The sequence below is a fragment of the Kitasatospora sp. NPDC088391 genome, from assembly GCF_044753345.1.
Classification (GTDB): domain Bacteria; phylum Actinomycetota; class Actinomycetes; order Streptomycetales; family Streptomycetaceae; genus Kitasatospora.
The window spans coordinates 1-11,938 of sequence record NZ_JBIVNB010000005.1 but is presented as its reverse complement, the minus strand read 5'-3'; the positions used below and the strand labels follow the sequence as shown (position 1 = coordinate 11,938).

Here is an 11,938-nt window from a genome sequence, read left to right as displayed (position 1 = left end):
GCACCACGGACACCCCCGCCACGGGCATCGGCGGGGGTGTCCGCGCATCCCCGGCCACACCCCCACCCAGGGGCACGAGGAACTACGTGCTCAACCGCCCCCACGCCTCAGACCCACCAACCCGCCCACCGATCCCCGAACACGCCCCCACCCAGGGGCGCGAGGAACTGCGCGCCCAGCCACACCCCCCACCTCGAACCCACCGACCGGCCCCGCCCCGCGCCCAGCCCTCTCCCCCTGTCACGCCCCCGGCTCGCGCAGCGGCAGCGCTCCCGACGCCTCCAGTTCCTCGTCGTCGACCGCGAACGTCCGCACCCGCCCCACTCCCGACCACGGCGTCTCGAACCGCACCGTCACCCGGCCCACCCCGCTGCCCTGCACCCACCCCGGCCCGTACTGACGGTGCGTCACGTCCTGTCCGGGCCACCAGCGGCGGGCCACCGGCTCCTCCGCCGCCTGCTCCACCTCCGCCGTCACCACCGCCTCCTCGACCACGACGGCCGCGGCGGCAGCGGCGGCAGCGGCGGCAGCGGCGGCCACGGCCGCCTCCTCCCGCTCCTCCCGCTCCTCCCGCTCCGCCTGCGCGAACAGGTCCTCCTGGGTGAAGTCCGCGAGCTGCGCGACCCCGACCCCCAGCAGCCGCACCCCGCCCGTCACGTCCACGGCCAGCGCCAGCCGCCGGGCCGTCGAGGCGATCACGTCCTCGTCGTCGGTGGGCCCGCGCAGCGTCTCGGAGCGGGTCAGCGTGGAGAAGTCGAACCGCCGGACCTTGAGCACCACCGTCCGCCCGGACCGCCCCGTCGCCCGCAGCCGGCGCACGCAGCGCGCGGCCAGCAGGTCGACCTCGCGCAGGATGCGCTCCCGGTCGGCGAGGTCGACCTCGAAGGTGTCCTCCACCGAGACCGACTTGGCGTCCCGGTCCGCCACCACCGGCCGTTCGTCCCAGCCGAGCGCCATCTGGAAGACGCCCGTGCCGTGGGCCTTGCCCAGCAGCGCGACCAGTTCGTCCGCCCCGGCCTCCGCCAGCTCGGCGACGGTCGTCATTCCGGCCCGCCGCAGCGCCTGTTCGGTCGCGGGGCCGATCCCGGGCAGCGCCCGCACCGGCATCGGGGCGAGCACCGAGCGCTCCGAGCCGGGCGCGATCAGCACCAGCCCGTCCGGCTTGGCCTGCTCGGAGGCGATCTTCGCCATCAGCTTGGAGCCGGCCGCCCCGACCGAGGCGGTCAGTCCCGTCCGCTCCACGATGTCGGCCCGCAGGTCCTCGGCCAGCGCCAGCACCAGTTGCGCGCCCTCCTCGGGCGTCACCCCGTCGAGCGCGGGCCCGTACGGCCCGGCCACCAGGTCCACGAAGGCTTCGTCCAGGCTGAGCGGCTCGACCAGCGGCGAGCGCTCCCGGAGCAGGCCCATCACGATCTCGCTGTTGGCCCGGTACGCCTCGAAGCGGCCGCTCAGGAAGGCCGCGTTCGGGCAGAGCCGGCGGGCCTGCGCCATCGGCATCGCCGAGTGCACGCCGAACCTGCGGGCCTCGTACGAGGCGGTGGAGACCACGCCGCGGCCGCCGAGCCCGCCGACGATGACGGGCTTCCCGCGCAGGCTCGGTTTGGACGCCTGCTCCACCGCGGCGAAGAAGGCGTCCATGTCGAGGTGGATGATGCTCGGCACGGTCCGCACCGCCCGATCATCCCGCGCGCCACCGACAATCCGGGGCCCGCCCCACCCGTCCCGCCCGGCCGCTCAGCCGCGCGCCGCGTCCGCCAGCGCCTTCGCCACACCCTCCTCGCGCGGACCCAGCAGCGCCGGATCGGGCGTCAGCAGCACGTTCGCGGCGGCCTTGACCGCGCCGGGGATCTCCCGCAGCCCGCCGTACTTCCAGGTGGTGTCGTGCCACTCCTCGACGCCGACCGCGTACGCGTCGATGCCGGCCGCCTCGCACAGCGCCAACGCCCTGCGCACGTGGAAGGTCTGACTGACCAGCACCGCGCGGTCGACGCCGAAGATCCGGTGCGCCCGGGTGCAGGAGTCCCAGGTGTCGAAGCCCGCGTAGTCGCCGACCACCCGCACCGCGGGCACGCCGCGCTCGATCAGGTAGCCGCGCATCGCGTCGGTCTCGTCGTACTCGACGGTGCCGTTGTCGCCGGTGACCAGCAGCGCCCGCACCTTCCCGGCCCGGTACAGCTCCAGCGCCGCGTCCAGCCGGTGCGCCAGGTACGGGGAGGGCCTGCCGTCGACCAGCCCGGCCCCGAACACCACTGCCACCGGCGCGTCCGGCGCGCTCGCCACCGTCCCGACCTTCCCGGACTGGCCCAGGTACAGCCAGGCGCTCGGCGCCAGCGCCAGCACGGAGCACAGCACCACGGCCTGGAACCAGCGGCGCTGCCCGCGCCGGCCGCCCCACCCGGGCAGGCCGCGCGCCCGCAGCGCCCGCCAACGGCGCCCCAGCCACCTCATGATCGTCAGCACACCGACCAGGACGACCCGCCGCCCCGCACCGGTTCCCCGCCCGCCGCGGACGCGCCCGACGGGCCGTCGGACCGCCCGGCCGTCAGACCGCGCGGTTGCGGCGCTGCGCCAGCTCGTCGGCCGGGTCGTGGCCGACCAGGGTCTCGCCGGTGTCGGTGCGCTCGCCGTGCAGGCGGCCCAGGGTGGTCTCCAGCTCCTGCCGGACGGCGCCCACCGCGATCCCGAACACGCCCTGGCCGCCGTTCAGCAGGTCGACCACCTGCTGCGGGGAGGTGCACTCGTAGACCGTCGCGCCGTCGCACATCAGCGTCAGCCCGGCCAGGTCGGTCCGCTCCGCGGACTGCAGGTGGCCCACCGCCACCCGGATGTTCTGCAGCGACACCCCGGCGTCCAGCAGCCGCTTAACGATCTTGAGCAGCAGGATGTCGCGGAAGCTGTACAGCCGCTGGGCCCCGGCCGGGTACCCGGAGCGCACCGAGGGCTCCAGCAGGCCGGTGCGCGCCCAGTAGTCGAGCTGCCGGTAGGTGATGCCCGCGGCGGCGCACGCGGTCGGGCCGCGGTAGCCGATCAGCTCGGACGTCGGCGCGATCCGCTCGATCGCGGGCTGTCCGGGCTGGACGGCGGGGAAACGGCCGACCAGCCGCGGCGGCTCCTCGCCCTCCGGCTCGGGCCGCCAGGGCCGCCCGATCAGCGCACGGCCGGCCCGCGGCAGGTGCACCGCGCACAGCGATCCGGAACGCGTCTCGTCGCCGGTGCCGTTCATCGCCCACCTCCGTCCATTCCGTCCCCGGGCCCCGCGGGCCCGGTGCGGGCCCGAACCGGGCCGCCGGTCCACGGGTGGCCCACGGCGGGCCATCACCTGACGGTAGGCAGTCGCCCGAGCACCGTCAACGATCGCCACGCCGGGGGCTTCCACAAACTTCACACCATCGTGTGGTTATTCGTGCCCCATGCGTGGGTAGCGGAATGGCTTTCTACCACAGCCGAGTTGCGGCCCGCCGCCCGTCCGGATAACGGACCGTCACCCGCCGACTACTGCGGGCCCCCGCCGAAGTCCTCCGGCGAGACCTGGTCCAGGAACTCCCGGAACTTCTCGACCTCGTCCTCCTGCTCGTCCGGGATCGAGATGCCGGCCTCGGCCAGCACCTCCTCGCTCCCGTAGATCGGCGTGCCGGTGCGCAGCGCCAGCGCTATCGCGTCCGAGGGGCGCGCACTCACCTCGACACCACCCGCGAACACCAGGTCCGCGTAGAAGACGCCGTCCCGCAGGTCGTTGATCCGCACTTCGGTCAACTGGTGCCCCAACGCACCCAGCACGTCCTTGAACAGGTCGTGCGTCAACGGCCGCACCGGAGTCATGCCCTGCTGGGCGAAGGCGATCGCGGTCGCCTCGCCCGGACCGATCCAGATCGGCAGGTAGCGGTCCCCGCCGACCTCCCGGAGCAGCACGATCGGCTGGTTGGAGGGCATCTCCACCCGGACACCCACGACGTCTAGCTCATTCACACCAGCAACCCTATGGCGCGCGCTCCCGATAGGAAAGCGCAGCAGGCAGCGGCCACCGCGATCCGGACGCCGCCCGCCCCGTCGGGGTCAGGACCGGGCCCGCAACCCCGCCTGCACCATCGCCGCGTGCAACCGCACCGACAGGGTGGCCAGTTCCCGCGCCGTCGCCTCCGCGTGCGCCCTGGTCTGCGGATTGCGGTGCCGCCGCAGCGGCGCCACCACCTGGTCCACCAGCGCCACCTCGCGGTCCGCCGCCGCCTTCATCGCCCGCAGGTGCCGCGGCTCCAGCCCGAACCGGCCCAACTCCGCGATCAGCCGGGCGATCTGCAGCGCCTCGCCGTCGTACCCGCCGTCCGGCCCGGACTGCACCAGCCCGTACGCCTCCCACTCGACGAGTTCGCGCTCCTGCGCCTCCGCGGCCGCGATCAGCTCCGCCCGGCCCAGCCGGACCCCGCCCGCGGCGGCCGCCCCGGCCACCAGCTCCCGGTCCGCCTCCTCCAGCGGCCCGGGCCTGGCCTCCGCCCCCGGCAGCGCCGGCGGCTGCTCGCCGCGCTCGATCGCGTCCAGGTGCTCGCGGATCACCCGCAGCGGGAGGTAGTGGTCGCGCTGCATCCGCAGCACGTAGGCCAGCCGCTCCAGGTCCGCCGCCGAGAACTTCCGGTAGCCGGACGGGGTGCGCTGCGGCTCGACCAGGCCCTCCGCCTCCAGGAAGCGGATCTTGGAGATCGTCACCTCCGGGAAGTCGTCCCGGAGGAAGGCCAGCACCGCGCCGATCGACAGCAGTTCGTCACCCCGCCGGCGCACCTCGCCCGCGCGGCGCGAGGCCGGCACGGGCGAGGTCCCGAGGGACGGGGTCGGGGTCTGTGGGGTCACTCGGGCTCCAAACGGAGAAGTGGTCAGTACCCCCGGTGGTGGCTGGCGAAGAACACCAGCCGGTACTTCCCGATCTGCACCTCGTCGCCGTTGCCGAGCAGCACCTCGTCGATCCGCTCCCGGTTCACGTAGGTGCCGTTCAGGCTGCCCACGTCCGCGACCGAGAAGCCGCCGTCGCGCTGCCGGCGGAACTCCACGTGCCGACGCGACACCGTCACGTCGTCCAGGAAGATGTCACCCTGCGGGTGCCGCCCGGCCGTGGTCAGGTCCGAGTCCAGCAGGAACCGGCTGCCCGAGTTCGGGCCGCGCTGCACGATCAGCAGGGCGGAGCCCGGCGGCAGCGCGTCGATCGCCGCCATCACCTCGGCCGACAGCGCCGGAGTGGCGCCCGTCGAGGTGGCGTTCGGGTCGTACGACTCGATGCCGGAGATCGAGATGGTCGAGGTGGTCTCGGCCGCACCCTCCGGGAAGCCGCCACGCAGCTGCGTCCCGCAGTTCGAACAGAAACGGGCCGTCGCCGGGTTCTGGTTCCCGCACCGCGGGCAGGGGCTGGTGCCAGCCATGTTCGCAGCCTCCTGGCGCGGCACACCCGACTGGACGTGCGGGGCATAGGGGTCCGGGGCAAACCCTCCACCGGAGGTTGAGGGTCCTGACGCGAAACCTATGCGCGGCCCGCCCGTCGAATCAACCGACGCGCCGTAACCGGCGTCGAACTGCCCGGTCGGGATGCCCGCGCCCTGGGTCACGTCGTCCCGGTACAGCGGACGCTGCCCGTCCGGCGCCGGGCGCATCGGCGGCACACCCGCCTCGTCCTGCCGGTAGCGCGCGGTCGGCGCCTCCGCCGCGGCCTGCTTGTTACGGCCGAAAAGCTTCGAGAAAAAACTCACGGGCGAATCCCCTTGCGTGTGACAGAACCGCCCGCGGGGCAGGGTTCAAGGCTCGGTGTGGCGGTGGGCCCGGCATCGGACCGGGGACTGACGATCGGTAAGACCCAGTGTCGCCGATCCGCCGCGGACACCCACCACCGGGGGCCGACCGCAGCTGACGAACCGTACGGAGCGCGCCCCGTCACTTCGCCGCCGGCTTGCCGTACTGCAACGGCTTCGGGGTGGCCAACGCGTCCACCACCACTTTCTGCTGCTGGACGATGGTCGCCCGCGCCTGCTGCTTCTCCAGGCTGCGCACCACCCCGCCGGGAATGTTCAGGGCCGGGGTGAGGTCCTGCGGATTGCCCACCACGACGAAGCGGAACGGCTGCGAGACGCCCTTCCCGTCGATCTGCACGCCGCCGCCCGACGGGTTGTCGGTGAAGTACGTTCCGGCCACCACGCGCACGTCGTTGATCTGAATCGCCTCCGCCCCCGCCGCTCGGAGTTCCTGCAGGGTGTCCAGCAGCATATCCGCCTTCACCTGCCCTTGGGGATCATCGATCGTCAGCACGATCCCCGGGCCGGTCGCCTTCTCCGTCCCCGCCAGCACCCCCAGCTCGGCCGCCTTCTTCCTGGTCTGCTCCTGCGCCTCCTTGGCCTGGTTGGACGAGTTCTCCAACTGCGCCAGGGACTGCTCCAGCTGCGTCTTCTCCAACTGGAGACGCTGCTGGCGCCCGTCCAGTTCGTCCAGGATGCGCACCAGGTCCTCCTGCCGCGCCCCGCGCAGCTGGCTGTGGTCGTTCGTCGACCGCACCTGGATCGCCAACGCCAGCCCCAGCGCGAACAGCAGCAGCGCCACCACCAGCTGCCCCCGCGAGACCCGCGGCGGCCACATCGCCGCCTTCAGCCGCGCCCGCCCCTCCGCGGGCAGCCGCACCGGCTGACGCGCCGTCACCCCGGACTCCGCCCCGGACTCCTGCACCGGCTCCACCGCCGGTTCCTCCAGCAGCTCCCGCACCGGCTCCGGCGTGTCCGGCTCCTCCGACACGTCCGGTGCGTCCGGCACCGACTCCGCCTCCGGGTGCTCCTTCTTCTCCTCGCCCACAGCCGCTCCCTACGCCCGGAACACGTGCCGGCGGATCGCGGCCGCGTTCGAGAAGATCCGGATGCCCAGCACCACGACCACACCGGTCGACAGCTGCGACCCCACGCCCAGCTGGTCGCCCAGGAACACGATCAGCGCGGCCACCACCACGTTCGACAGGAACGACACCACGAAGACCTTGTCGTCGAAGATCCCGTCCAGCATCGCCCGCACCCCGCCGAACACCGCGTCCAGCGCCGCCACCACGGCGATCGGCAGGTACGGCACCACCGCGTTCGGCACCTCCGGCTGCACGAACACGCCGACGACGACGCCGATCACGAGACCCAGTACGGCAATCACGGTGCAGCAGCTCCTGTTCCGGAGGGAGTGGACTTCACGGTCGACCGCCCCGACGGCGTCCTCGACGCCTTCGCGGACGGAGAGGGGGACGGGGACGGCGAGGACGACACCGAAGCGGACGCCGACGGCGACGGCGACCCGGACGGCTCCGCCCCGGCCACCCGCAGCGTCACGCCCAGCGCGGCCGGCAGCGTCAGCGACTTCTGCGCCGTCACCGTCGACCTGATCCCGTAGCTGTCCTGGATGATCTTCAGGTACCGGCCGCCCTCGTTGTCCTGGAAGGACTGCGCCAGCCGCGGCCCGTCCCCGATCGCCAGCACCGTGTACGGCGGCACCAGCGGACGGTTGTCCACCAGGATCGCGTCACCGGCCGCCCGGATCGCCGACAGCGCGGTCAGCCGCTGCCCGTTCACCGACACCGCCTCCGCGCCGGCCAGCCACAGGCCGTTCACCGCGTACTGCAGGTCGTGGTCCTTGACCCGGCCGCTGTTCCCGAAGCTCTCCGCGTTCCGCGGATCGCTGACGTTGCCGCCCGCGCCCGTCCCCGAGGCGTCGTCGATCACCAGCTTCACGCCCGGCCCGGTGATCTCCCCGGTCCCGGTCCGCGCCGCCAGCTCGGCCACCCCGCCGTCGTCACCGGACGCCAACGCCTGCGCCTGCGCCTGCTCGACCCGGTCGCGGTCCTGCTCCACCTGCCGCTGCAGGGCGTCCGCCGCCTTGTTCGCGTCGTTCACCCGGCTCACCAGGGCGTCCCGCTCCTTCGCCAGCACCGGCGCCGCGGCCTGCGTGTTCACCGCCCCCACCGTCACCACGGCCGCCGCCAGCGCCAGCCCCACGGCCAGCACCAACCGGCCCCTGGCCGTCGCCGGCAACCGCGAACTGCCCTCCGCGCCGCGCGCCCGGGCCGCCTCCGCGTAGCCGTCGTCCAGCGAGTGGTCCATCACCGTGGTCAGCAAGGACATCGAGGCGTCCGGGCGGCGGAAGCGCCCCTCCCGGTCACTCGGCGTCGGCGTTGCTGGCATGCGGCACATCGTTTCACGACCGGAAGCCGCCACACGACCAGGCCCCGGCCCGGCAGGACGGTTTCGGCACAGGATCGTGACAAACCCCGAGCGCGGGGGGGCGGGACCGACCGGCCCCGCCCCCCACTCGGCGCGCTACCGCCCGGCGCCGTCCACGACCGCCGCCCACTCGTCGAGCAGCCGCTCCGTCGCCTCGTCGTCCGGGCCCTCCGCCCACAGGTGCGTCACGGCCTCCGCCGGGTCCGGCAGCACCAGCGTCCACCGGCCGTCCGGCTCGACCACCCGCACCCCGTCCGTGGTGTCCAGCTTGCGGTTGCCCGCCGCCTCCACCACCGAGCGCATCACCATGCCCTTCGCGGCCCACGGCGTCGCGATGTCCCGCTTCTGGATGTGCGCCTGCGGGATCCGCGCGTCGATCTGACTCAGCGTCAGCTGCGTCCGCGCCACCAGGCCGACCAGCCGCACGAACGCCGCCGCCCCGTCCAGCACCCCGGAGAACTCCGGCACCACGAAACCGCCGCGCCCGTCCCCGCCGAAGATGGTGTGGTCCGCCGCCGCGGCCTTCGCCAGGTCGTCCGGCGAGGTCGTCGTCCAGATCACCTGCGTGCCGTGGTACGCCGCCACCTGCTCGGCGATCCGCGTCGTCGTCACCGGCAGCGCCACCTGCCCGGAACGGCGCTCGGCCGCCACCAGGTCCAGCAGCACCAGCAGCGCCCGGTCGTCCTGGATCACCCGGCCGAGCTCGTCCACGAAGGACACCCGCTCACCCACCGGGTCGAACCGCACCCCGAACGCCGCCCGCGAGGACGCCACCAGCTCGCCCAGCCTCGCCAGCGCCGCCTTCCGGGTGTCCGCGTCCTCGGTCGGCCGCGCCTCGTCCAGACCGCCGGCCACCGTCAGCGCCTCCACCCCGAGCCGCCCCAGGATGCTCGGCAGCACCAGCCCGGCACTGCCGTGCGCCGCGTCCACCACGACCTTCAGCCCGGCCTCCCGCACCCCCGAGGTGTCCACCGCCCGCAACAGGTTCGTCGCGTACGAGTCGAACACGCTCGCCGGGTGGAGCAGGTCGCCGATCTCGCCCGGGAACGCCCGCCGGAACTCCTGCCGCGAGTACACCCGGTCCAGCTTCCGCTGCCCGGCCTGCGACAGGTCCGCCCCGCGCTCGTCGAAGAACAGGATGTCCAGCGAGTCCGGCACCCCGGGAGTCGTCCGCAGGAAGATCCCGCCCGCACTCCCCCGCGCCGTCGCCTGCCGCGCCACCGGCATCGGCACGTTCTCCAGGTCGCGGACGTCGATCGCACTGGTCTGCAGCGCCGAGATCATCGCCCGCTTCAGCGCCCGCGCACCCCGCGAGTGGTCACGCGCGATGGTGACCGTCGCCCCCTTCTTCAGGGTGGTCGCGTACGCCCCCGCCAGCCGCACGGCCAACTCCGGCGTGATCTCCACGTTCAGGATGCCCGACACGCCGCGCACCCCGAACAGGTGCTCCTGCCCGCGGGACTCCCAGATCACCGAGGTGTTGACGAACGCGCCGGCCTCGATCGTCTTGAACGGGTAGACCCGGACGCTGCCCGCGATCGCCGACTCCTCGCCGATCAGGCACTCGTCACCGATCACCGCCCCCTCGTCGATCCGCGCGGCCCGCATCACGTCGGTGTTCTTGCCGACCACGCACCCGCGCAGATTGCTCTGCGGCCCGATGTACACGTTGTCGTGCACCACGGCCTTGTGCAGGAACGCCCCGCGCTTCACCACCACGTTCGAGCCCAGTACGGTGTGCTCGCGCAGCTCCACGCCGGCCTCGACCTTGGCGTAGTCACCGATGTACAGCGGCCCGCGCAGCACCGCCTCCGGGTCCACCTCCGCACCCTCGGCCACCCACACCCCGGGCGAGATCTCGAACCCGTCCAGTTCGACCTGGACCTTCCCCTCCAGGACGTCCGCCTGCGCCTTCAGGTAGCTCTCGTGCGTGCCCACGTCCTCCCAGTAGCCCTCGGCGACATAGCCGAACACCGGCTTGCCCTCCTTGAGCAACTGCGGGAACACGTCACTGGACCAGTCCACCGACTCGCCGGCCGCGACGTAGTCGAAGACCTCGGGCTCCATGACGTAGATACCGGTGTTCACGGTGTCCGAGAAGACCTGGCCCCAGGTCGGCTTCTCCAGGAAGCGCTCGACCTTGCCCTCGTCGTCCGTGATGGTGATGCCGAATTCCAGCGGGTTCGGCACCCGGGTGAGACACACCGTCACCAGTGCGCCCTTCTCCCGGTGAAAGGCAATCAGCTCGGAAAGGTCGAAGTCGGTGAGCGCGTCACCGGAGATCACCAGAAACGAATCGTCCCGCAGCGCGTCCTCGGCGTTCTTCACGCTGCCCGCCGTCCCCAGCGGCGTCTCCTCGTTCGCGTAGGTGAGGTGCATTCCCAGTTCCTCACCGTCGCCGAAATAGTTCTTGACCAGCGAGGCCAGGAACTGCACCGTCACCACGGTGTCACTGAGGCCGTGCCTCTTCAACAGCCGCAGCACGTGCTCCATGATCGGCCGATTGGCAACGGGCAACAGTGGCTTGGGCATGCTGGAGGTCATGGGGCGGAGTCGAGTGCCCTCCCCGCCCGCCATCACTACGGCTTTCATTACGGGTGCGTCCTCCTTCGCGGTGGTGAACCCCTTCGGGTCCATCAAACCGGTCCGACGCATCCCTACCCGGAACAAAGAATCCGACTCACCGTGAGGGCCGTGTGAAACGTCTCAGGCCGGTCTCAAACGGCAGTCGCCCGCTCCGTCTTCAGGATCTGCCGGGCCTGTACCGCATACAAGGCGCCGGCCCACCAGTACAGCGTCGTCCCCCACCAGATGAACGCCCAACTGACCACTCCCGCAACCCGGTGCACCCACCCCTCACCGACCCCCAGCAGCAACAGCGGAAACGCGTACATCAGATTGAACGTCGCCGCCTTCCCCAGGAAGCTCACGTTCAGCGGCCCGTACCCCGCCCGGTTCAGCCGCAGCAGCACCACCCCGACGAACAGCTCCCGCGCCACCAGCACCGCCGTCAACCACCACGGCAGGATCTCTCGCCAGGTCAACCCCACCAGCGTCGAGAGGATGTACAACCGGTCCGCCGCCGGGTCCAGCAACTGCCCCAGCCGGCTGATCTGCCCCCACCGCCGGGCCAGCTTCCCGTCCAGGTAGTCACTGATCCCGCTCAGCATCAGAATGACGATCGCCCACCCGTCATTCCGCGGCCCCCCGAAAACCGGCCACAACACCAACCACAGAAAGATCGGCACGCCCACCAGCCGAGCCATGCTCAGCAGATTCGGGATCGTGAGGACCCGGTCGGTCTGGACTCGCGTCTCCTGGACCTCCACCTTGGGGAGCCTCCTGTACTACCAGTGACAAGTGTGCGGACTGACCCTACAGCAAAGAAGCCCCCTGACTTCCCGTCAGGGGGCTTCTCCACAATGATTGTTCGGCGGCGTCCTACTCTCCCACAGGGTCCCCCCTGCAGTACCATCGGCGCTGTGAGGCTTAGCTTCCGGGTTCGGAATGTAACCGGGCGTTTCCCTCACGCTATGACCACCGAAACACTATGAAACTGTCCGACCGCACCCAACCCTGCACGGGCCGGGGGTCGTTGTTTCAGAACAACACAGTGGACGCGAGCAACTGAGGACAAGCCCTCGGCCTATTAGTACCGGTCAACTCCACCCCTCACGAGGCTTCCATATCCGGCCTATCAACCCAGTCGTCTACTGGGAGCC

Annotated in this window: 11 protein-coding genes and 2 rRNA genes; all 13 read right to left on the bottom strand. The window is 72.0% G+C overall.

Annotated elements, in window-relative coordinates; all coding sequences use genetic code 11:
• Positions 1–240: 240 nt before the first annotated feature.
• Positions 241–1,671, bottom strand: coding sequence for a DNA polymerase IV (locus ACIQBJ_RS16585; protein WP_400709865.1), 1,431 nt, complete (start codon positions 1,669–1,671; stop codon positions 241–243).
• A gap of 63 nt (positions 1,672–1,734) precedes the next feature.
• Positions 1,735–2,448 (bottom strand): vancomycin high temperature exclusion protein, encoded by a 714-nt coding sequence (locus ACIQBJ_RS16580; RefSeq protein WP_400709862.1) that lies wholly within the window; start codon positions 2,446–2,448, stop codon positions 1,735–1,737.
• Positions 2,449–2,542: 94 nt separating this feature from the next.
• On the bottom strand, positions 2,543–3,223 hold the full coding sequence (locus ACIQBJ_RS16575) for a MerR family transcriptional regulator (protein ID WP_400709859.1): 681 nt from the start codon (positions 3,221–3,223) through the stop codon (positions 2,543–2,545).
• A 269-nt stretch (positions 3,224–3,492) separates the two neighbouring features.
• Entirely contained in the window at positions 3,493–3,966 is a 474-nt protein-coding gene (locus ACIQBJ_RS16570) for a bifunctional nuclease family protein (protein WP_400709856.1), read from the bottom strand.
• Positions 3,967–4,053: 87 nt separating this feature from the next.
• Complete coding sequence (locus tag ACIQBJ_RS16565) at positions 4,054–4,797, bottom strand: MerR family transcriptional regulator (RefSeq protein WP_400711312.1); 744 nt, start codon at positions 4,795–4,797, stop codon at positions 4,054–4,056.
• Positions 4,798–4,862: 65 nt separating this feature from the next.
• Positions 4,863–5,726: an FHA domain-containing protein gene (locus tag ACIQBJ_RS16560; protein ID WP_400709853.1), complete on the bottom strand. Its 864-nt coding sequence runs from the start codon at positions 5,724–5,726 to the stop codon at positions 4,863–4,865.
• Between the two features lie 181 nt (positions 5,727–5,907).
• Positions 5,908–6,813, bottom strand: coding sequence for a DUF881 domain-containing protein (locus tag ACIQBJ_RS16555; RefSeq protein WP_400709850.1), 906 nt, complete (start codon positions 6,811–6,813; stop codon positions 5,908–5,910).
• A 9-nt stretch (positions 6,814–6,822) separates the two neighbouring features.
• Positions 6,823–7,155 carry a small basic family protein gene (locus ACIQBJ_RS16550; RefSeq protein ID WP_043908904.1) on the bottom strand — a complete coding sequence of 111 codons (333 nt, stop codon included), beginning with the start codon at positions 7,153–7,155 and terminating at the stop codon, positions 6,823–6,825.
• Positions 7,152–8,186, bottom strand: a complete 1,035-nt coding sequence (locus tag ACIQBJ_RS16545; protein WP_400709847.1) for a DUF881 domain-containing protein — start codon at positions 8,184–8,186, stop codon at positions 7,152–7,154. Before ACIQBJ_RS16545 ends, ACIQBJ_RS16550 begins: the two co-directional genes overlap by 4 nt.
• 126 nt (positions 8,187–8,312) lie before the next feature.
• Positions 8,313–10,808, bottom strand: a complete 2,496-nt coding sequence (locus ACIQBJ_RS16540; RefSeq protein ID WP_400709844.1) for a sugar phosphate nucleotidyltransferase — start codon at positions 10,806–10,808, stop codon at positions 8,313–8,315.
• A 125-nt stretch (positions 10,809–10,933) separates the two neighbouring features.
• Positions 10,934–11,545 carry a CDP-alcohol phosphatidyltransferase family protein gene (locus ACIQBJ_RS16535; protein WP_400709841.1) on the bottom strand — a complete coding sequence of 204 codons (612 nt, stop codon included), beginning with the start codon at positions 11,543–11,545 and terminating at the stop codon, positions 10,934–10,936.
• Between the two features lie 99 nt (positions 11,546–11,644).
• Positions 11,645–11,761: ribosomal RNA gene (gene rrf, locus ACIQBJ_RS16530) — 5S ribosomal RNA — on the bottom strand.
• Positions 11,762–11,845: 84 nt separating this feature from the next.
• A 23S ribosomal RNA gene (locus ACIQBJ_RS16525) occupies positions 11,846–11,938 on the bottom strand; the annotation flags it as partial.

Bases quoted from the DNA above. Each gene is read 5' to 3' on its own strand.
- ACIQBJ_RS16580 (WP_400709862.1), bottom strand. From the start codon at position 2,448: ATGAGGTGGCTGGGGCGCCGTTGGCGGGCGCTGCGGGCGCGCGGCCTG.
- ACIQBJ_RS16575 (WP_400709859.1), bottom strand. From the start codon at position 3,223: ATGAACGGCACCGGCGACGAGACGCGTTCCGGATCGCTGTGCGCGGTG.
- ACIQBJ_RS16545 (WP_400709847.1), bottom strand. From the start codon at position 8,186: ATGTGCCGCATGCCAGCAACGCCGACGCCGAGTGACCGGGAGGGGCGC.
- ACIQBJ_RS16540 (WP_400709844.1), bottom strand. From the start codon at position 10,808: ATGAAAGCCGTAGTGATGGCGGGCGGGGAGGGCACTCGACTCCGCCCC.